The organism is Bacillus sp. S4, assembly GCF_040838205.1.
Lineage (GTDB): Bacteria > Bacillota > Bacilli > Bacillales > Bacillaceae_G > Bacillus_A > Bacillus_A cereus_U.
In genome coordinates this window covers 1-21,409 of sequence record NZ_JBFPJI010000001.1, presented here as the reverse complement: position 1 = coordinate 21,409, position 21,409 = coordinate 1, and the positions used below count along the sequence as shown (strand labels likewise).

Sequence of the window (21,409 nt, the reverse complement as noted above, 5' to 3'; positions counted from 1 at the left end):
AGTGAGAAGTTTTGAAGGAGATAAACTACCCGTAAAACTATTTTAGAAGTACTACATTGTATGCAAGAGTATATTTTGTAATGCATGGTTAACTGTAGGAAATGTGTATCGATATCCATGTTCAATCGCTTTATTGGGTAATACATGTTGCCCTTCTAATACAAGTATACTCATCTCACCGAGTAAAGCGCGCAGTACAAATGAAGGAACAGGTAACCAATGAGGTCGCCTAGTTATAGTGGCAATAATTTCACCGAACTCTTTCATCCGTATTGGCGTTGGCGCTGTAATATTAAAAGGTCCGTCAATTTCTTTTTTGTGAATGATGAAATCAATCATGCGAACGACATCGTCTATATGAATCCATGATAACCATTGGTTTCCAGATCCAATTGTCCCCCCAATATATAATTGATAGGGAAGTAGCATTTTTGGAAGAGCTCCTCCGTCTGCACCTAATACGACTCCAAATCTTGAGTAGATTGTTCTTATTCCAAGAGAACGTGCTTTAGATGCTTCTTGCTCCCATAAAAATACTGTTTCTGCTAAAAAATCATTTCCGGGAGTTTCTTGTTGCTCAGTAAAAGACTCTGTTTCAGATGTTCCATAGTATCCAATAGCGCTTGCGTTAATAAATGTGTGTGGTTTTGTTGCGAGTGCTTGTAATTGTTTCATGAGTCCTCTTGTTGTTTGAATCCTACTGTTTAAAATTGTTTCTTTTTGTTTCTTTGTCCATCTACTATTAATAGACTCTCCAGCTAGATTAATAACTACATCGATAGAGGAGAGGGGAAAGGTCTGTAAATCCGGTGTCCATTGTACGTATTGAAGGTTAGTATGTGAAGTTTCAGCAGTTTTTTTTCGAGTAAGAATGTAAACAGTATATCCCTTTTGAATAAAAAAACTAGAAAGGTATTTGCCGATAAAGCCAGAGCCACCAGAAATTGCGATTTTCACAATCATTTCCTCCTCATTATATATATTCTTGAAAAGCAAAAACGTTCCTTGACTATGTTAAAATAATAGAGAGGTGAGAGTATGACTGTCATTACAAAAATAGAAGTGCAAAAACGCTCGAAAGAACGATTTAATATTTATATTGATAAAGGTCAAGGTGAAGAGTACGGGTTTAGTGTGAATCAATCAATCTTAATGAAACATGGGTTACAAAAAGGCTTAGAAATTGATGAAGTAGCGTTAGGGAATATTTTGTACAATGAAGAGGTACAAAAAGCATATTTACAAGCAATTTCCTATTTATCCTATCAAATGAGAACAAAACAAGAAATAGAAGATTTCTTACGAAAAAAAGAAGTGGGACAGGCCATCATCTCTGAAGTCATTTCGAAATTATTACATGATCGATATATTAATGATAAAGAGTACGCTATTTCATACGTGCGAACGCAAAGTAATGTGAATCAAAAAGGTCCAACTGTTATTAGGAGAGGGCTATTAAGTAAAGGTGTTCAGGATTTAATCATTACACATAGTTTACAAGAGTATCCAAAGGAGAAGCAAATTGAGAATGCTTTGTTTCTTATAGAAAAGAAAAAAAAATCTTATCAAAAGCATTCATTTTTACAAATGAAACAAAAATTAGACGAAATGCTTGTTCGTAAAGGGTATTCTAGAGAGGTAATTCAAATTTGTCTGGAAGAATTGAAAGACGAAAAAGATGACGAACAGCAACAAGAAGCGTTACACTATCATGGGAATAAATATTATGAGAAATATAAGAAGTATGATGGTTGGACATTCGAAAATAAGGTGAAGCAAGCGTTATATCGAAAAGGATTCTCTATTGATGAGATAGATATATTTTTACAAATGAAACGTGAAGAGGAATGAGGAAATAAGATGGGTATGCCAAAACGCTACAGTGAAATGACACCACATGAGCTAAGGGAAGAAATTGGGGTTTTGAAGGAGCAAGCAGTAAAGGCTGAGCAACTTGGAATTGTAAATGAATTCGATGTATTAATGAGAAAAATGGCTATGGCTCGTGCTTATATGATAGATATAAATAAATTCCATATTGGTGAGATATATGAATTAGTAGAAGAACCTGGTGTGGTATTTAAAATTACGTATTTCAATGGGGTATTTGCTTGGGGATATAAGCAAAATGATAATGAAGAGATTGGAATACCAATTTCCTTGCTACAAGAAAAATAAAAACCAGAGAGCGAATCTCTCTGGTTTTCATCTTTGGTAGGCGTTAAAGGAGATAGGAGATTCTAAAATTGGCGTTTTTTACATTCGTTTGCCAGTATAATGAGAGACTGGGTTTGTTGCGTCTGTCCGTTAACTTGCGCCTTCGCATGTTTTGGACGAGTCCACGTATGGTTAAATAATTCAGAACGACGATCTAAATGGTCACGGTAGCTCATCTTTATCACCTCGTGTAGGAATTTAATTTGGACTACTCTTCCTGCTGATTTGCAGCACGCATACGTTCTTGTGGGTGCGTGTTAATTGTGCCGTTAGGTCGTTTCGAAGCGAAGCGTGATTTCGCTTTCGGTTGACCTTCGATTTTGCTGTTGTTTTTTGACTCAGACCAAAATTCGGCTTGTCTACCCATTAAGAACGCCCCCTCATTATCAGTCGATACCTCTTTAAGAAGTATCACTTATAGAATGTGCAAAATAGAAGAAACTATCCTTTAGAAATTAAGGGAATAAATAGGTAAAAGGAGAATAGAACATGAATGATATTTATGAAACATTAACGAAAGAATTATTAGATAAGAATGACAACCTTTCTTACGCACAAGCTCGTGCATGGGTTGAATTACTGTGGGAAGACTTCCGAACAACTTATGCTAAATCAGGTCGTTACCAAGGTGAGGAAATGACTGAACAAGTGGTACGAACATGGGTTAATAATCATGGAGAGCGCCTTCATGAAATGCGTACGAATAATCCGAAGTATAGCCATTTAATCAATCAAGAAGATCATTTGAAACATTAAAAAAAGCGACTTAGGTCGCTTTTTTTAATGTGGAAGCAATTCCAGTTTCTTTCGAAGTTTTTCTTCGCTGAAAATCCATCCTGTATATGAATTAATAATATTTAAATTTTGATCGAGCTGGACGATTGCGACGAATGGATAATAATCTTTACTTCGATACCGCAAATCAATAAATCGAACTTCATAATAGTTATCATAATCGAAAATATCCCAGCGATATACAGGCGAGAAAGATAAGAAAGCAGATATATTTTCATCTCGCACAGCAGCTTGCATAATGGCAGTATTCGGGAACGGTACGCGATTAAATTTATCGTATACAAGGATATTACCGCGGTGCCATCTTGCGACGTAGTAATGTTCAGTTGTAACGACGGCTAAATGATAATGATAAAATTTGTAAGAAGGAGAAATAATCACTTTCTCTACATTTTTGAAACGTTTGTATACTACACTTTTGATATTTCGATGCATCATAATGCGGCCGATGTAGTAAACAAACATTAATATATATGCTGCTAAAGCAGTATAGCCTTTATGTGCTCCGACAAGCATACAGGCTATAGCGAGTATATGGATAAAGAAAATGACCGTATCAAACGTATTAATTATGCCGAGCGCTACCCATTTTTTTGTGAAGGGCCTTAATGCCTGTGTACCATAGGCATTGAAAATATCCACAAAGACATGAAGAAAGACGGCAATAAATGACCAAAGTAGTAGATGCAGATAGGGAGCGTCTGAAAAGAAGGCGAAAGAGATGCCACTTATAAGGAGTGACCAAAGAATCACTGCAGGAATGGAATGAGTAATCCCGCGATGATTTCTTATATATTTAGCGTTATTACGCAATTTTAAAACTGTATCGATGTCAGGAATATTGGAACCGGCAATTGTTGCAAGCATCACTGCTTGTGGCCCAATATCACTTTGTGCTATAGCTGGATCTAATGTTGCCAAACTGCCTAGAGTAACGCCCATAACAAGGTGAGTGGCTGTGTCCATAGAAATCCACCTCCGTTTTTTATTAATGTAACTCTTTTTATTCGATACCTCAAGTCCTTTGCCTTCTATTTCCTATGTCATCTTACTTAAATTTTTTCCTAAAATCTTTATAATAGTACATATATGCAAAAAAATGAGGGGGATCAAGTTTGACACTTGAAATATTAAATGAGTTTAACATAGAACAGTTTCAAAATGATTTAATTGGTTGGTTTGAAAAAGAACAACGTGATTTACCGTGGCGAAAAAATAAAGATCCATACCGTGTTTGGGTTTCGGAAATTATGTTACAGCAAACAAGGGTAGAGGCTGTAAAACCATATTACGCAAATTTTATGGGGAAGTTTCCTACGCTTGAAGCGCTAGCAACTGCCGATGATGAAGAAGTATTAAAAGCATGGGAAGGCTTAGGTTATTATTCTAGAGCACGAAATTTACACGCGGCAGTAAAAGAGGTAAAAGAAGTATATGGCGGGACAGTACCGAGCGATGTAAAGAAAATTGAAAAATTAAAAGGAGTAGGACCATATACAAAAGGTGCCATTTTAAGCATTGCATATGGCATACCAGAGCCAGCGGTTGATGGAAATGTTATGCGCGTATTATCTCGTATTTTATCAGTGTGGGATGATATTGCAAAGCCGAAGACGAGAAAAGTTTTTGAAGAGATTGTGCGTGAAATTATTTCGGTAGAAAATCCATCTTATTTTAACCAAGGTTTGATGGAATTAGGGGCATTAATTTGTATCCCGAAAAATCCATCTTGTTTACTTTGTCCTGTACGTGAACATTGCAGAGGGTATGCTGAAGGTGTTCAAAAAGAACTACCAGTGAAAAGTAAAGCGAAAGCACCTACAATGGTACCGCTCGTTGCAGGAGTACTTCAAACTGAAGATGGCCGTTACGTAATTAATAAACGCCCAAGTACGGGATTACTGGCTAATATGTGGGAGTTCCCGAATATTGAACTAGGTGAAGGTATTCGTAATCAGAAACAACAGCTTACGGATTATATGAAGGAGAGCTTTGATCTCTCTGTTTCAATTGATGAATACGCGATGAATGTACAACATACTTTTACACATCGTACTTGGGATATATTTATATTTTACGGAAAAGTAACAGGTAATATTGTCGAAACGGATACATTAAAGTTTGTGTCGAAAGAAGCGTTCGAACAGTTACCTTTCTCGAAATCACATCGTACAATTTACGAAAAGTGTGTTGAGAAAATTACAATGCAATAAAGTGAAACTTTAATCAGTGGGGGTCTTACTGCCCGTTAATGCGGGATAAATAATAAAAACGTGTTCCAGAACTTTGGAACACGTTTTTTATATTGAAAATAAATTTGTATTTTGAGGTTAAAAATCCATGCGTTTATAATCCGCCCCGTGACTCGATTTCTTTCACAACTTCTTTATAAATCGTTTGTCCCTCTACATTTAGATAAGGCATAATTTGCTGAAATGAATGATGAAAATAAGCTAATTCATCCTCTTTCCATTCATTTTTGGAAATCATAGTTAGCTCAGTCATATCACGCCCAGTATACATATTCCCACCTCCATCATATGTAGTTTGAATGAGTGATAAGAGATATATACGTGAATTTTTAAAAAGAAAATTAGGGATAACTTCTAAGCAAATTGGTTACATTATTGATTGTGGAGGTGAGAAAGATGAGTAAAAAACAACAAGGTTATAATAAGGCAACTTCTGGTGCTAGCATTCAAAGTACAAATGCTAGCTATGGTACAGAGTTTGCAACTGAAACGAATGTACAAGCAGTAAAACAAGCAAACGCACAATCAGAGGCACAGAAAGCACAAGCTTCTGGTGCTCAAAGTGCAAATGCTAGTTATGGTACAGAGTTTGCAACTGAAACAGATGTGCATGCAGTGAAAAAACAAAATGCACAATCAGCTGCAAAACAATCACAATCTTCTAGCTCAAATCAGTAATGAAGGAAAAACACTTCTCCGTTCGAGAGAAGTGTTTTCTTTGTGTGCGTGTCACTGTAATGAAAATAAAGTGAACGACATAACTTCTAATAAGTCAACAAATATAGTCAAAGGAGAAAGAAGTTCACGATTAGAAATATGTAATAGGAATTATAACTGGCGAATGAATCAAAAGGGGGTAAGTGATGAACGATTTTGATAAGTTGGTAGGAGAGCAGTTGGAAACGATGGATGAGCTTTTAAAGTTACAATCACATTTAGAGAAGTATCAGCAAATTGAAATGAGTGGAAGGGATACGTGTGATAAAAAAGAATTGCATTTTATCCGTCAAGAAATATACAGAACAGAAATAGCATTAAAACTTTTGCATGAAAAATTTGAACAGCAAACGAATAATGTGATTCAATCTTTTGAAACCGAAAAAATAATTTCAAATTAAGGGTGAGATATGTTGTTGATTTTAGGGGAAAGTCCTTTCTTAAACAGAGATGAGGGGGACTTTTCTTTTTGTTATATCTTCGTTTAATCTTCTAAAATACGTATTGCTAATTCATAGAGGATTTTCCTTTAGTAAAAGGGTTGGTGATGTGGTATTCAATAATACAAACTTCATTATATTCCTTATGAAAACAAGTATCCTATCGCTTTAGTTTTAAAATTTTGACAAAAAAGTTATAATAGAAAAAAAGTGAATGCAGTTCAAGGGGTAGTTAAGACAACTTAAGAATGGCATTTGCAGCTGAAAGAAGGGAGCATATATGGGATTTCCCAAAGAAGGAGAAAAGGTACAAATACATAGTTATAAACATAATGGCTCCATTCATAGAATGTGGGAAGAGACATCGATTTTAAAAGGGACGCAGAGTCTTGTGATCGGAGCGAATGATCGTACAGTAGTTACGGAATCAGATGGCCGAACATGGATTACTCGCGAACCTGCGATTTGTTACTTTCATGCCAATTATTGGTTTAATGTGATTGGAATGCTAAGGGAAGAAGGAGTATATTATTATTGTAATTTAAGTTCTCCTTTTGCATATGACTCTGAGGCATTAAAGTATATTGATTACGATTTAGATATTAAAGTGTATCCGGATATGACATATACACTTTTAGATGAAGATGAGTATGAGAAGCATAGCCAAATCATGCAGTATCCACCTGTTATTGATACAATTTTAAAACGAAATGTAGCACATTTAACACAGTGGATTCATCAAAGAAAAGGTCCATTCGCACCGGATTTCGTAGATATGTGGTACGAAAGATATTTAATGTACAGAAATTAAAACAAACCTGCAGGGGATTTCCCGGCAGGTTTGTCCTATTAGAGGGGGGATTATGTGCAAGGTATAAAAAGATATTTACAATTTGTTAAACCATATCGATGGCTTATTGCTATTACAATTATTATTGGTCTTGTGAAGTTTGGTATCCCGCTTATTATGCCATGGTTATTAAAGTATATTATTGATGATGTTATTCAAAGCACGGGATCGCTTCAAGAAAAAACGTCTCAATTAATAACCGCAATTGGGATTGCTTTTTTTATTTTTGCAGTAGTAAGGCCGCCGATAGAATATTATCGTCAATATTTTGCGCAGCGCATTGCCAATACAATACTATACGATTTACGAAAATATATTTTTGGGCACTTGCAAAAATTGAGCTTACGTTATTATTCGAACACAAAAACAGGGGAGCTTATTTCACGTGTAATCCATGATGTAGAACAAACGAAGGATTTTGTAATTACTGGTCTTATGAATGTTTGGTTAGATACTGCAACAATTGTTATTGCCATTATCGTTATGTTTTCTATGAATATAAAATTAACCTTTGTTGCTTTATTAATCTTACCTATTTATGTAGTTGCAGTGAAATATTTTTTCGGGCGCCTTCGAAAATTGACGAAAGAGCGCTCACAAGCGTTAGCAACTATGCAAGGGTATTTACATGAACGTATTCAAGGAATGCAAGTGACACGTAGTTTTGCATTAGAAGAGTATGAAAGAGGACAGTTTGAAAAGAGAAATAATGAATTTTTAACGAAAGCACTAACTCATACGAGTTGGACAGCGAGAACATTTTCGGCAGTGAATACGTTAACGGATTTAGGGCCATTACTTGTTATTGGTTTTGCGGCGTATGAGGTAATTCAAGGATCGTTAACACTGGGTACTATGGTTGCTTTTGTTGGATATATGGATAGTTTATATAGTCCGCTTCGTCGCCTTGTTAATTCATCTACAACATTAACACAGTCTTTCGCCTCGATGGATCGAGTGTTTGAATTGTTGGATGAAAAATACGATATTGTTAATGTGCCAAATGCAGTGCAAACAAAAAAGTTAAATGGTGAAATTGTATTTGATAATGTTTCTTTTCGTTATAATGCGGATGAAAAAGAAATATTGCATAATCTGTCATTAACTATGCGCTCGGGAGAGAAGGTTGCGCTTGTAGGGGCAAGTGGAGGAGGAAAGTCATCTCTTGCTAGTTTAATTCCGCGTTTTTATGATGTTTCTGAAGGTGCAGTTTATATAGACGGGATAGATGTAAGAAAGTATAATATGAGAAATTTACGTAGTCATATTGGAATTGTGCTACAAGATAATTTATTATTTAGCGATACAATCGGGGCTAATATTTTATATGGCAATCCGAAAGCTACAGAGGCGGAAGTGATTTCAGCTGCCAAAGCTGCACAAATTCATAATTTTATTACAGAGTTGCCAGACGGCTATGATACTGTCGTTGGGGAACGTGGTGTGAAATTATCTGGTGGACAAAGACAGCGTGTAGCAATCGCGCGGGTTTTTCTAAAGAATCCGTCTTTACTTATATTAGATGAAGCAACGTCCGCTTTAGATTTAGAAAATGAACGGTATATTCAAGAGGCACTGCAAACGTTAGCTGCAGATCGGACAACAATTATCATTGCACACCGATTAGCGACGATCACGCATGTCGATACAATTATTTATGTTGAAGATGGTGAAATAAAAGAAAAGGGTTCTCATGAAGAGTTAATGAAAAAAAGGGGATTTTATTACAATCTATATCGACTTCAGCATATAACAGAAACAGCTCCTTTAGCGTAAAAGGAGCTGTTTTTTATTCGTCTTCTTTTTTATCTTCGATTTGGAGTTCGCTTTCTGGTTTATGGTATGTGTAGAAGCTATCCACAAGTAAATCTAAATGCTCTACTTCCTCACTGTAGTTAATAATTGAAGAAATAAGAGGGAAGAGGTGTAACCATATTTTATATGCTTCCTCATCATCCTTATTTTGATAATCCATAAAGATATCAATCAATTCTTGTTTACCTGTTTCAACTTCATCAAGCATCTCAACGGATTGTTGTTTCTTTGCTTTACCAATAAATTTTAATAACACTTGTTCGTGATAATGCGTTAATGAATCAAGTTCGTTTTGAATAGATTCCTGAAACTCTTCTGGCATATAGCGCAGTTCATTTTCAGTGCGATGTAATGACTTTAATGTGCTTAAAGCACGGCTTGTTGTCGCTAACATTTGTCTGAATAAAACGAGCTTACGAATTTTGGCGAATTGTATTTTTTTCGTATAGCTTCTTTCTTCTTTATACAGCAAATAGTAATGATTTAGTTTAATCATTTTTTCTTTCATGCGATCAATATCGGTTTTTAGCGTTGTAAAATCAGAAGCTTGCCTACTGTTCATACGAATCCATTTAACAATTTCCTCTGTATTATCAACGATGCGATGGTAAAGTTTTGTTTCATATTTTGGCGGCATAAATACTAAATTTACAAGCGAAGCCGCAATAATTCCAATCATAATCGTTGCGAATCGAAGTAAGGCAAAATTAAAGAAATCTTCGCCTTGATACTCCATAATGGCGATAACTGTTACTAAAGCGAGTGATATTGTTTTTTCTAAGTGTAATTGTAAAGTAAGAGCAATTACTAATATACACGTTAATCCAATAATAAAAGGATTATGTCCAAAAGCAGTAGCAAATACGATAGCGAATACCGCACCAATTACGTTTGCTTGAATTTGCTCAAGAGCTGTTAAATACGAGCGATATACAGACGGTTGAACAGCAAAGATAGCTGAGATTCCCGCAAATACTGGACTCGGTAATTGAAGTAAAATACAAGCAAATAAAGCTAATGTAATGGCAATACCCGTTTTTAAAATGCGAGCACCAAGTTTCATACCCTTATTGATATCCTTTCTCTTGTCATAATGAATGTACAACATGATACTATACATTCATTACAATATGTTAGCAAGTGATATTTTAGTGACGTTAAAAAGTTTAATAAATAAATTACAATCAATTTATAATTTCTCCAAATTCTCTTTAAACATCTATTCTTTAATAAAAAAACCTGCTGAATTTCAGCAGGTTTCAAATTGTTATTCTAGATTACTATGCGATGCTCGCTTCGTCAATTTTTTTATGAAAATAAATATTGTACATATCATTCAGTTGAAATAGATGGATCCGCCTGTTCTTTTTTCGGGATAATTTCATAGAAGTGAAGCTGGATATCATCTAATAATGGTGTTAACAAAGCGACTTCTTCATATTGTTCATGCTCATTTAATACACGAATGTAGTCTAATAATAATTCGTTCACATCTTGTAAACCATGTTTACTAATTGGCTGCAATGTTACATTTGCACCTTTAGCGATTCTTCTTTTTAAAGCGTGTTCTGTTAAACCTAAGTTTGGCTCATGACGTAAATAAACAACACCACCAGTCATGCCGGCACAAATCCATGGACCAGGATCTCCTAAAACAAGAGCACGACCATTTGTCATATATTCAAAAGCAAATCCTTTTATATTAGAATATACTCCGATATTTCCTTGTTCTTTTTCGCGAAGTGGTTTTGTAATTCTGCCTCCAATTATCATATCTGCTCCAGAAAGGCGAATGCCAGCACGAGCATCAGCGTTACCTTGCACGTATAATGCACCTTTTTGAGCGCCGTATCCAAATCCTTTTCCGACAGAACCGTTATAATATGTTCCATCTTTTCCTTTTGCTTTCGTTATATAAATGCCACCGCCAAATGAAGTTTTTCCAATTCCATCTTGCGCGCCACCATTTACGTGTATAAATAAGTTCTCGCTATTGTACGCGCCTAATCCGTTTCCGGGAACAGATCCGTTTGTATACTTTAATGTAAGTGGTTCAAGATGAGTGTTTTCATATAATTTGCTACGAATACGATAACAGGATTCTAGACCGCCCATTACGCGTTGCTCTACGCCGACGCTTACTAATTCTTTTGACTGGAGAGAATTTGTTGTTTCAAATTGTTTTTCTTGTACAGATGCCGTTATTTTCACGGATGAATCTTCTATCGTTTGTATTAAATTACGTAAGTCTAATAAGTCCTTGCCTCGAGTTTGTTCTAATAAATCCGATCGTCCGATAATATCTTGTAAGTTTGTGTAACCGAGCTGCCCTGTTAAACGTTTCAATTCTGTACCGAAAGTAGTGAATAGGCTTAATAGCCCTGTAACTGCGCTTTCTAATTCACGTGGAACGAAACGGCGCAGTCCATGTTCTTTCGCTTGAGCTTCAGATTCAATTTGTGTTGCAATTCCGACGTGGCACGTATCAAGATGACAACCACGGCAAGTTGTACAGCCAATTGCAATCATTGATAATGTGCCAAATCCGATCCGGTTTGCTCCAAGGAGCATGATTTTTAAGGCGTCATTGACACTTCGAATACCGCCGTCTGCCCAAATTTCTACTTTATGTCTCATATTTGCTTCTAGTAACGCATTGTGAGCAGCTTTAACGCCAATCTCTACAGGAAGACCTACATGTTGCAATGCGTGAATACGCGCAGCACCTGTTCCGCCATCAAATCCACTAATGTTAATAAAGTCAGCGCCAGCTTTTGCGATACCGACAGCAATTGTTCCGATGTTAGGAACGACAGGAACTTTTACAGCTACTTTTGCAAGATGATTAGCCGTTTTAATTTCTGTAATCATTTGAGCCAAGTCTTCAATCGAATAAATATCATGGTTGTTAGAAGGTGAAATTAAATCTGAACCAATTGTAGCATTACGCGCTTCCGCAATTTTGGCAGTCACTTTTGAACCAGGCAAATGTCCACCTTCACCAGGCTTTGCTCCTTGACCGATTTTAATTTCAATTAAATTTGATGAATTTAGTAGTTCAGCGTTTACTCCAAACCGGCCAGATGCAACTTGTTGTCCGCGTGTATGTGGGTATTTACCAATCATATCTTTAATTTCGCCGCCTTCACCGTTCAAACTAATCATATTTAGCTGATTGGCAGCTTCTGCATATGCACGGAAGGCAATTTCATTTTGAGAACCGAATGACATAGAACTAATAATAAATGGTAAATCATGATTGTGAATGCCGATGGACACTTCTTCAGTCGGAATTACATGTTCTGTTTGTTTTGTTTGAATAAGGTGCCTGATTGCGATAGGGTTATTTTCTTCTAATTCACTTAACTTGTCGCGGTAATCATCATAAGAGTTTCCTTTTGCAACATCACCAATTGCTTTCCAAATCCGGGGGAATATATGAAATGATTTTCGCATTCTAACTTTTGGATTGTTATAATCATCAGCTCGAATTTTCGCATCTTCAGCAAGTGATTCAAGTGAAAAAGCTAAATCATTTGAACCGAAGAAATTTGTAATTTGTAATATATTTGCGATTTCCTCATGTAATCCAATAGAGGAGAAGAGGCGACCGTAACCGCGTAATTCATGAATTCCAATCGTCGAAATTACTTTCTCTAGTCCTTTATTAAGTGCGGTATACAAATTAGTAATTGGTGCTTTTGTTCCATCATTTACCGTTGCGAACAATAAATATGGATTAATACCATCTGCCCCTAATCCGTATAGCGTGACGATATCGTGTAAGGAGCGAAGGGCACCAGAACGTATAACGAGAGAGCATTTCCGGCGTAATTTATTTTCAGTTAATGCTTGATGTACTTTAGCAGTAACTAAATGTGGATCAATCCATAACAGTTCATTTTGATGAGATTTAGCGTCATCTAATACTAGTAGGGAAGCCCCGTCTTTAACGGCTGCTATCGCTTCGGAACCAATTCGGTTTAATGCGCTTTGTAAAGTTTCTGATGGACTAAATGTGACAGAAATTGTAGAGACAGAGCTATGAGTGATGAATAGCTGTATAAGTTGTTCGTACGTAATCGTGTGTAAGTCTGCCGCGATAGATTGAGCTAAACTTCCTTCTAAAATAATTGGTGAGAGCATCTCGATTACAAATGGTTGTTTAGAGTTATCTAATAAACCCGGACGCTCTCCGAGTACAGTACGTGTGGAGAAGTGCTCGACTTCTCGATCACGATCGATTGCTGGATTTGTAACAACGGCTACACTTTCCTTAATGAAATCAGCAATATTTCGTCTATCTGTATCAAGTGCGGCAAGTGGTGAGTCATGCCCAAGTGAACGAATTGGTTCGACGCCTTTTGTCGCCATCTGTTCAAGGAGCTGAATATGTTCTCGATCCCAGCCGAAAGCGACGTATTGATTCGTTTCAACTTGAACCAAATCACATAATCCCTCAGTTTCTTTCGTTTCAGGGATAGATAAGTTTACATGATAGTTGGTAACATCGATTCGTTTATTAAAACGGTTGAATACTTCAATTTGATAATTGTCGTATTCATAGAGAACGAGCTCATCTTGTTCATTCCATTTTAATCCAACTTTTTCTCCAGGAGCGAGTGGTTTCGGCTCTGCTACATATTCGGCTGGTGATACAACTCCAGGTTCAGAAGAGAAAATATAGGAGCTCTCTGTCTCTACTTTCCAAACTGGGCGTAATCCAAGGGAATCGACACTGAAAACAGCTTCATCTTTATAACGTGAAATGATGCCAGCTGGACCTTGTGCGAAATGCCCCCAAGCCTCACGTATATAAGTGTATAAGTTTTGTAAGTTTGTTTCGTAAAGTTTTATTTCATTAATAATTGGTGGAAATAATATATCCATTGCTTCAAATAAACTGTAGTTATACTGAACGAGAAGGGTTTCTAAGGTGCGGTTTAAATCTTGGGAATCACTGCCCCCGGCAGTAAGTGGTACATTAATCATGTCAGCTTGATCACGTAATTTTGCAATCGTGTTAATTTCACCATTATGCCCGAGAATACTAAATGGTTGTACACGAAAAAAATTAGATAACGTATTAGTAGAATAGCGATTATGTCCTAGTGTCATAGTTGAAGCGATAAGTGGGTGTTGTAAATCATTGTAATAAGCAACGAGTGTATCACCAGCGCCCAGAACTTTATATACAACATGTTCATGACTTAATGAGGCAACATGAATTGCTTCATTTTCTTCGATTTTTATTGTTACAGAAAATAATGTTTGTTCAATATTTTTAACTTCACTTTGGGCGATAAGGGCAATTTGCCAAAATAAAGGTTCTTCTTGTTTACCAAGAGGACCGAGTGCATCTGAGTTTATTACATCATCATTTTCGAGAACAATTGTAAAGTTTTCATTGTTTAGTTGCGTACGAATGTAATCTTTTAAATCAGCAATGTTTTCTTGTTTGTTTAGAAAAAAATGTCCAACGATAAAGTGGGGATGATCCACAATCGTTGGATTATATCCGCTACTTTTTAGTTTTTCATTCCAAAGTGCTTTTGGCATGTCGATATGAATTCCGATGCCATCTCCTTCGCCATTAATGAAACCAGCTCTATGATTCATTTTGACTAGTGATTGTATACAAAAATCGATGTTTTCTTTTGTAGGAATTCTTCGTTTTTCCATAACGGAAACGATTCCACACGCATCATGTTCTGCATTTTTATAATTCCGAAATAAAGACGGTGTCCATTTATTTTTTTTATTGAGCATCCGTCAATCCCCCCTCTGGAAAATGATTTTTGAATAATCTTACTATTTAAGGCATGAACTGCCTTGTATACAGGGATAGTAAGGATATAAAAGAATATAAAACAGATAATTATGAATAATTATACTATTAATGAGGGATTTATGAAATAGAAAAAAGGAAAAAAGAAAGATGGGCTTTCTTTTTTCCTTTTGAATGAAGAGATTATTTATTGTTCGCTAGGGTAGAAAATGCTCTGCCAACAGCTTCAATTGTATATTCAATATCTTCTTTTGTATGTTCTGTCGTTAAGAACCATGCTTCATATTTAGAAGGTGCTAAATTAATACCTTCTTGAAGCATCAGCTTGAAGAATCTACCGAACATTTCACCATCTGTATTTTTGGCTGCATCGTAATCTTCAATTGTATTTGTCGTGAAGTATACAGTTAATGCACCCTTTAGACGGTTTACTGTAATATCGATGTTATGTTTTGTAGCTTGTTCTAAAATTCCTTTTTCAAGCATTGCGCCAAGTGCATCTAATTTCTCGTATACGCCTTCTTGTTGAAGTACTTCTAGGCAGGCAATACCTGATGCCATAGAAGCAGGGTTCCCGGCCATTGTACCAGCTTGGTATGCAGGGCCGAGCGGTGCAACTTGTTCCATAATTTCTTTCTTACCACCGTAAGCACCAATTGGAAGGCCACCGCCGATAACTTTACCAAGTGCTGTTAGATCTGGGGTTACGCCAAGTAAGTCTTGAGCGCCGCCATACATAAAGCGGAAAGCAGTAATAACTTCATCATAAATTACTAGTGCACCAGCTTCGTGAACAAGTTCATTAACTTTTTCAAGGAAGCCAGGTTTTGGCTCTACAATACCGAAGTTTCCAACGATTGGCTCTACAAGGATAGCTGCTACTTCATGTCCCCATTTATCTAACGCTTCTTTTAAAGTTTCTACATTATTAAATGGAACAGTAATAACTTCTTGGGCGATACTTTGTGGCACGCCAGCTGAATCAGGAATTCCAAGGGTAGAAGGACCAGAGCCAGCTGCTACAAGTACTAAATCGGAATGACCGTGGTAACAACCAGCGAATTTCATAATTTTTGTGCGGCCAGTGTAAGCACGAGCAACACGAATGGTTGTCATAACGGATTCTGTACCAGAGTTTACGAAGCGGACTTTATCTAAAGCGGGCATTGCTTCTTTTAACATTTTTGCGAATTTTACTTCTAATGCTGTTGGAGTACCGTATAGTACGCCGTTTTCAGCTGCTGTTTTAATTGCTTCTGTTACGTGCGGGTGAGCATGTCCAGTAATAATTGGGCCATACGCTGCTAAATAGTCGATATATTTATTTCCATCTACATCCCAGAAATAAGCACCTTTCCCGCGTTCCATTGCAACAGGGGAACCGCCTCCAACTGCTTTAAAAGAGCGAGAAGGACTATTAACACCACCAACGATATGTTCTAACGCTTCTTTATGTAATGCTTCTGATTTCGTGAAATTCACTACAATTCATCTCCTTACAAAAATCTATGTATTATTCTAACATGTTTTTTGAAAAGACGTATTGTTTGTGATAGAAGGAGCAGTTGGGTAAACTATTCGTTGTGACATTTAGGAAGGGGGTCCGATTATGAAATCGGTAATTGAGGTACAAGGGTTACGTAAAGAGTTTACAGCTTATTCAAGTCGTCCGGGCTTAAAGGGTGCATTTCGCGATTTATTAAATCGTAATTATAAAATAGTGCCAGCAGTAAATGATGTTTCTTTTACTATAAAGCAAGGTGAAATGGTTGGTTATATTGGTGAGAATGGTGCTGGTAAATCAACGACGATTAAAATGCTTACAGGGATTTTGACTCCGACATCAGGACAAATTACAGTGAACGGAATGAATCCACACAAACAGAGAGAAGAATTTGTAAGAACAATCGGTGTTGTGTTTGGGCAGCGTTCGCAGCTTTGGTGGGATATCGCAGTGCAAGAATCATTTCGTTTATTGAAGAAAGTGTACGGTGTATCAGACGCTCAGTATAAGGAACATATGGAACATGTTATTGAAACGTTAGATATCGGTCCTTTATTAGATAAACCGGTACGGAAATTATCTCTTGGTCAAAGAATGCGTTGTGAATTAGCAGCGGCGTTAATTCATAATCCGCCGTTATTATTTTTAGATGAACCAACAATTGGACTAGATGTTCTTGTGAAATTGAAAATACGAGAATTCTTAAAAGAGATGAATGAACGTTATAAAACAACAATTTTATTAACGACACATGATATTACTGATATTGAAGCTTTATGTGAACGCGTCATCATGCTTGATGAAGGAAATATTATGTATGACGGATCTTTAGATAATCTTCGTACGCAGTGGGGAGTAGAGAAGGAAATACATTTTCAGTTTGTTGCCCCAGTTTCATACCAGGAGTTATCAATGGTTATGCCAGATAGTCATGTTGTTTGGTCAAAAGCGAAAGAAGAAAACGCATGGGTTGCAAAAATACCGAATGAAGAAGTTATCATTTCTATGTTGATTTCTAAAGTAGTACAAGCCTTTCAAATTAAAGATTTGAAAATTAACGAAGTGTCTACAGAGGAAATTATTCGTAACATTTATGAAGAAGGTATTATGCATGGGTAAGTATATTGAAATGATTCGGATTCGTTTTTTAATGATGCTTGCTTATCGTACAAATTATTACAGCGGGATTTTAATTTATACGATTAACATTGGTGCGTATTATTTTTTATGGCAAGCAATTTATAGCGGGAAAGAGAATATTGAAAGTTTATCTATTTCGCAAATGACTACGTATATTGCGATCGCATGGATGGCACGCGCTTTTTATTTCAATAATATAGATAGAGAAATTGCGATGGAAATTCAAGAAGGACGTGTAGCGGTAGAACTAATTCGTCCATATAACTATTTAGGTATGAAAGTTATGCAAGGGCTTGGAGAAGGGATATTCCGTTTTGCTTTCTTTTCAATTCCGGGTATGGTTATTGTTACGTTATTATTTTCATTACAAATTACAACGAATTTTCAAACGTGGTTATATTTCTTCTTATCTTTAATATTTAGTTTTATCATTAATACACAAATAAATTTAATGACAGGAATGCTTACATTCTTCTTATTTAATAATAGTGGAATTATGTATGCGAAACGTGTTGTTATCGATTTATTTTCTGGTTTATTATTACCGATTAGTTTTTATCCGTTATGGGCCCAAAAAGCAATGGTGTTTTTACCGTTTCAAGCAATTAGTTATATTCCGAGTATGATTTTCTCTGAAGGTATACAAGGAAGTAAGTTATATGAAGCTTTATTATTTCAAATGATTTGGGCAATTATACTTATTATTCCAATTGTACTGATGTGGAAAACGGCGAGAAAACGTCTAATCGTACAAGGGGGATGACGAGATGATATATATAAAATTATTTTTGCAATATGCAAGTCAATATATAAAAATAAAATTGGAGTATCGTGGCGATTTTATCGTCGGATTACTTTCAGATTTATCACTACAAGCTGTTAATTTAATCTTCATTCTCGTTGTGTTTGGGCATACTCAAGCACTAAAAGGGTGGAGCCGAGAAGAAGTAATCTTTATCTATGGGTTCTTTTTAGTACCGTTTGCCATTTTTTCAGCTTTCTTTAATATATGGGACTTTAATGATCGTTACATTATTAAAGGAGAAATGGACCGTATATTAACGAGACCGATTCATAGTTTATTTCAAATTATATTAGAAAGAATGGAACTTGAATCTTTAATTGGAGCTATTACGGGGATTATTGTGATGGGTTATGCAGCAATGGAGCTGCAATTATCTTTTTACTGGTATGATTTCTTCTTATTCCTACTTATGGCAGGGGGAGGGGCACTTGTGTACGGTGGGATATTTGTTACGCTTGCAAGTCTTGGCTTTTGGTCGGATGCGAAAAGTTCCATTATGCCGCTTATGTATAACATAGGGAATTATGGACGCTATCCTGTTGATATTTATAACCGTGTTATTCGCTTTGTTTTAACGTTTGTTTTACCGTTTGCATTTGTTGGGGTATATCCAGCAGCATACTTTTTAAGAAAAACAGAGTGGAATAGCTATGCTTTCGCAACGCCAATTGTTGGTGTTATCTGTTTTACTATTGCAATCAACCTCTGGAATCAAGGGGTTAAACGATATCGTGGTGCAGGGAATTAATTATAGAAGCTTGTTCGTTTCTAAGGGATAAATCAGCTATAGTCCTCATACATATAAAATGAGGTGGAGGACATGTTATGGGGATTTATTCTATTAATTGCAGCAATCGCTATTTTGAGAAGTGTCCAATTATTATGGAGTTCATATTCAAATTCCAATCGTTTCTTTTCGCTGTACAATTTAGCTACGTTGTTTTTAATTTATACAACGGTACTGATTGCGTTTGGATTAAGTTATGTTGTGCTAGAGGAAATGGGTTTTGCAGTTTTGAAAGAAGATGGGGATAGGTTAAGTGCTCATTCCTTTCAGCTCGTTGAAATATGTTTATATTTTAGCGCGGTTACTTTATTGTCCGTTGGATATGGTGATATAGCTCCGATTGGAATCGGAAGATGGATTGCAATTGGAGAAGCGCTAATTGGATATACATTACCGTTTGCATTTGTGGTAAGGACTGTAATGGACAATGAAAAATAAGGTAGCATTTGTTATAGTAATAGAAAAGAAAAGGAGTGATAACAATGATCACAGTAGGAGAAATAGCACCGGAATTTACATTAGAGGGAAGTACCGGAGAACAAATTCGCTTAGCTGACTTCCGAGGTAAAAATGTAGTTTTATATTTTTACCCGAAAGATATGACTCCAGGGTGTACAACTGAAGCATGTGATTTTCGTGATGCATATGGATTATTCCAAGAGAAGGACACGGTCATCCTTGGTGTCAGTCCTGATTCGGTGAACAGACATATGAAATTCATAGAGAAGCATGAGCTTCCATTTGTACTTTTAGTAGATGAAGATCATAAAGTAGCAGAATTGTACGATGTTTGGAAGTTGAAAAAGAACTTTGGAAAAGAGTACATGGGAATCGAGCGTTCTACATTCCTTATCAATAAAGATGGTGAACTTGTAAAAGAATGGCGTAAAGTGAAAGTGAAAGGACATATTGAAGACGTTCTTTCTTATATAAAGTGAAACTTTAATCAGTGGGGGGTGTCTATCTACACTGATTATTAGCCCGCACCAATTGGGCTTTTACGGGCAGTTGATCTCCCGCCTAACTCCTTCGCATTTGCGGAATTTTGAAGTGGGAGTCTTACTGCCCGCAAATAGCGGGATAAAATAATCTATATTAATGTGGAGAAAAAATATATATGTAAGGCATGCGTCTATACATATTTTCTTGCGATACATAAAGTGAAAGTGTAGGGCATACCTCCTCAGATGATAGTATTCCAAGTGCGATTATGTCGCACTTTTTTCTATGTAAATGTATAGGAAATGGGGGAAGGTATATAAGAATAAGGATATATACAAAAATAAACCACATACTTATAGTAGAAATATTGACGATTTATAAGAAAAAGAGTACACTCTTTATAAGAATTATAAAATAATAATCCGTATAGAATCGGGGTGCATGACGGTGGTCAAAGAAGAATTAAAAGAAGCGCTAGAAATGCTGAAAAATACGGGTGTACGCATTACTCCACAGCGTCATGCTATTTTAGAGTACCTTGTGGAATCTATGACACACCCAACAGCGGATGACATTTATAAAGCATTAGAAGGTAAGTTTCCAAATATGAGTGTTGCAACTGTCTATAATAACTTACGTGTGTTTAAAGAAGTTGGACTTGTAAAGGAATTAACTTATGGGGATGCTTCAAGTAGATTTGATTATGTTACAAGTCAACATTATCATGTGATTTGCGAAAAATGTGGTAAGATTGTTGATTTTCCTTATGGAGGTTTGGAACAGCTTGAAGAGGAAGCTGCGAAAACGACAGGCTTCGTTATTAATAGTCATCGCTTAGAAATTTATGGCGTTTGTCCAGAGTGTCATAAGGCGTAATATATAATAAAGAAAGAGGGTGACGATTTCGTCACCCTCTTTCTTTATTATATGGGGATGAAAAAATACTAAAGTGAAAGTACGTGTTATCCTTTATAGCTTTTTTTATTGTACTTCTCATTAAATTCTTTTCCTTCTAAACTCGGATCGAGTGTTAAAGGTTGGTTGCAATGCATACATGCGTCGACACGACCGAGCATTTTTGTTGGTTTATCGCAGCTTGGACAAATAATTTGTATCGTCTTTGTAGATAACATACCAATCCAAAAGTAAACAACAGTGCTAGCGATGACAGCTAAAAAACCAACCATCATAAAGGTTGTCATAATAATGATGTTTTCGCGAAAAAAGACACCTAAGTATGCAATGAAGAGGCCGATAAATACTAAACTCAATGCAAAGGTTCGGATTTTATTAATTTTGTTCGAATATTTAATACCCATTCCCACCACACTCCTATAGGGATAATATAACACACAAT

Annotated in this window: 23 protein-coding genes; 14 read left to right on the top strand and 9 right to left on the bottom strand. The window is 36.2% G+C overall.

The genetic code is table 11. The features are described from left to right. Positions 1–51 precede the first annotated feature (51 nt). A complete protein-coding gene (locus AB3X48_RS00115) occupies positions 52–957 on the bottom strand; it encodes a TIGR01777 family oxidoreductase (RefSeq protein WP_033714563.1) in 906 nt (301 codons plus the stop codon). A gap of 81 nt (positions 958–1,038) precedes the next feature. Here AB3X48_RS00115 and recX point away from each other — a divergent pair, with 81 nt between their 5' ends. Both recX and AB3X48_RS00105 read left to right on the top strand, forming a co-directional pair. Further along, positions 1,039–1,851, top strand: coding sequence for a recombination regulator RecX (gene recX, locus AB3X48_RS00110; RefSeq protein WP_016103469.1), 813 nt, complete (start codon positions 1,039–1,041; stop codon positions 1,849–1,851). 9 nt (positions 1,852–1,860) lie between these two features. Then, positions 1,861–2,178, top strand: a complete 318-nt coding sequence (locus AB3X48_RS00105; RefSeq protein ID WP_002201850.1) for a YfhH family protein — start codon at positions 1,861–1,863, stop codon at positions 2,176–2,178. Between the two features lie 62 nt (positions 2,179–2,240). Here AB3X48_RS00105 and AB3X48_RS00100 read toward each other — a convergent pair whose 3' ends face one another. Next, on the bottom strand, positions 2,241–2,393 hold the full coding sequence (locus AB3X48_RS00100; protein ID WP_002010325.1) for a YpzG family protein: 153 nt from the start codon (positions 2,391–2,393) through the stop codon (positions 2,241–2,243). Positions 2,394–2,425: 32 nt separating this feature from the next. Next, a complete protein-coding gene (locus AB3X48_RS00095) occupies positions 2,426–2,584 on the bottom strand; it encodes a small, acid-soluble spore protein K (protein ID WP_002113845.1) in 159 nt (52 codons plus the stop codon). Between the two features lie 122 nt (positions 2,585–2,706). On the opposite strand from AB3X48_RS00095, the gene AB3X48_RS00090 reads away from it, so the two are divergent. After that, a complete protein-coding gene (locus tag AB3X48_RS00090; protein ID WP_002159380.1) occupies positions 2,707–2,973 on the top strand; it encodes a YfhJ family protein in 267 nt (88 codons plus the stop codon). Positions 2,974–2,997: 24 nt separating this feature from the next. Here AB3X48_RS00090 and AB3X48_RS00085 read toward each other — a convergent pair whose 3' ends face one another. After that, positions 2,998–3,978: a metal-dependent hydrolase gene (locus AB3X48_RS00085; protein WP_002151725.1), complete on the bottom strand. Its 981-nt coding sequence runs from the start codon at positions 3,976–3,978 to the stop codon at positions 2,998–3,000. 149 nt (positions 3,979–4,127) lie between these two features. On the opposite strand from AB3X48_RS00085, the gene mutY reads away from it, so the two are divergent. Next, positions 4,128–5,225 (top strand): A/G-specific adenine glycosylase, encoded by a 1,098-nt coding sequence (gene mutY / locus AB3X48_RS00080; RefSeq protein ID WP_002159378.1) that lies wholly within the window; start codon positions 4,128–4,130, stop codon positions 5,223–5,225. A 133-nt stretch (positions 5,226–5,358) separates the two neighbouring features. On the opposite strand, the gene yfhS is transcribed toward mutY, so the two are convergent. After that, positions 5,359–5,535, bottom strand: a complete 177-nt coding sequence (gene yfhS / locus AB3X48_RS00075) for a mother cell protein YfhS (protein ID WP_002091123.1) — start codon at positions 5,533–5,535, stop codon at positions 5,359–5,361. A gap of 125 nt (positions 5,536–5,660) precedes the next feature. On the opposite strand from yfhS, the gene AB3X48_RS00070 reads away from it, so the two are divergent. The 4 genes from AB3X48_RS00070 (at position 5,661) to AB3X48_RS00055 (ending at position 9,047) form a co-directional block, all read left to right on the top strand. Next, positions 5,661–5,942 (top strand): gamma-type small acid-soluble spore protein, encoded by a 282-nt coding sequence (locus AB3X48_RS00070; RefSeq protein ID WP_002151730.1) that lies wholly within the window; start codon positions 5,661–5,663, stop codon positions 5,940–5,942. Between the two features lie 185 nt (positions 5,943–6,127). Next, positions 6,128–6,382, top strand: a complete 255-nt coding sequence (locus AB3X48_RS00065; RefSeq protein ID WP_002010338.1) for a YgaB family protein — start codon at positions 6,128–6,130, stop codon at positions 6,380–6,382. Positions 6,383–6,701: 319 nt separating this feature from the next. Next, positions 6,702–7,232, top strand: coding sequence for a nucleoside tri-diphosphate phosphatase (gene ntdP / locus AB3X48_RS00060; RefSeq protein ID WP_016103471.1), 531 nt, complete (start codon positions 6,702–6,704; stop codon positions 7,230–7,232). A 54-nt stretch (positions 7,233–7,286) separates the two neighbouring features. Then, positions 7,287–9,047 carry an ABC transporter ATP-binding protein gene (locus AB3X48_RS00055; RefSeq protein ID WP_016103472.1) on the top strand — a complete coding sequence of 587 codons (1,761 nt, stop codon included), beginning with the start codon at positions 7,287–7,289 and terminating at the stop codon, positions 9,045–9,047. A 13-nt stretch (positions 9,048–9,060) separates the two neighbouring features. On the opposite strand, the gene AB3X48_RS00050 is transcribed toward AB3X48_RS00055, so the two are convergent. The 3 genes from AB3X48_RS00050 to hemL form a co-directional block, all read right to left on the bottom strand. Continuing rightward, positions 9,061–10,149 carry an aromatic acid exporter family protein gene (locus AB3X48_RS00050; protein WP_002159375.1) on the bottom strand — a complete coding sequence of 363 codons (1,089 nt, stop codon included), beginning with the start codon at positions 10,147–10,149 and terminating at the stop codon, positions 9,061–9,063. Between the two features lie 269 nt (positions 10,150–10,418). Further along, positions 10,419–14,855: a glutamate synthase-related protein gene (locus AB3X48_RS00045; RefSeq protein WP_016103473.1), complete on the bottom strand. Its 4,437-nt coding sequence runs from the start codon at positions 14,853–14,855 to the stop codon at positions 10,419–10,421. Between the two features lie 202 nt (positions 14,856–15,057). Beyond that, the gene (gene hemL, locus AB3X48_RS00040; protein WP_002159373.1) at positions 15,058–16,356 is read right to left on the bottom strand and encodes a glutamate-1-semialdehyde-2,1-aminomutase; all 1,299 of its coding nucleotides are present in this window, start codon (positions 16,354–16,356) and stop codon (positions 15,058–15,060) included. Between the two features lie 127 nt (positions 16,357–16,483). Here hemL and AB3X48_RS00035 point away from each other — a divergent pair, with 127 nt between their 5' ends. The 6 genes from AB3X48_RS00035 to perR all read left to right on the top strand — a co-directional run bounded on the left by AB3X48_RS00035 (position 16,484) and on the right by perR (position 20,928). Continuing rightward, a complete protein-coding gene (locus AB3X48_RS00035) occupies positions 16,484–17,497 on the top strand; it encodes an ABC transporter ATP-binding protein (RefSeq protein WP_002113870.1) in 1,014 nt (337 codons plus the stop codon). Next, on the top strand, positions 17,490–18,281 hold the full coding sequence (locus AB3X48_RS00030; protein ID WP_002113871.1) for an ABC transporter permease: 792 nt from the start codon (positions 17,490–17,492) through the stop codon (positions 18,279–18,281). The genes AB3X48_RS00035 and AB3X48_RS00030 overlap by 8 nt, the downstream gene beginning before the upstream one ends. Positions 18,282–18,285: 4 nt before the next feature. Beyond that, entirely contained in the window at positions 18,286–19,071 is a 786-nt protein-coding gene (locus AB3X48_RS00025) for an ABC transporter permease (protein ID WP_256416090.1), read from the top strand. A 72-nt stretch (positions 19,072–19,143) separates the two neighbouring features. After that, on the top strand, positions 19,144–19,548 hold the full coding sequence (locus tag AB3X48_RS00020; RefSeq protein WP_002091112.1) for a potassium channel family protein: 405 nt from the start codon (positions 19,144–19,146) through the stop codon (positions 19,546–19,548). 44 nt (positions 19,549–19,592) lie between these two features. After that, on the top strand, positions 19,593–20,048 hold the full coding sequence (bcp, locus tag AB3X48_RS00015) for a thioredoxin-dependent thiol peroxidase (protein ID WP_002010353.1): 456 nt from the start codon (positions 19,593–19,595) through the stop codon (positions 20,046–20,048). A 451-nt stretch (positions 20,049–20,499) separates the two neighbouring features. Beyond that, on the top strand, positions 20,500–20,928 hold the full coding sequence (gene perR / locus AB3X48_RS00010) for a peroxide-responsive transcriptional repressor PerR (protein ID WP_000237831.1): 429 nt from the start codon (positions 20,500–20,502) through the stop codon (positions 20,926–20,928). An 86-nt stretch (positions 20,929–21,014) separates the two neighbouring features. Here perR and AB3X48_RS00005 read toward each other — a convergent pair whose 3' ends face one another. Beyond that, complete coding sequence (locus tag AB3X48_RS00005) at positions 21,015–21,371, bottom strand: YgzB family protein (protein ID WP_002159371.1); 357 nt, start codon at positions 21,369–21,371, stop codon at positions 21,015–21,017. Between the last annotated feature and the right edge of the window lie 38 nt (positions 21,372–21,409).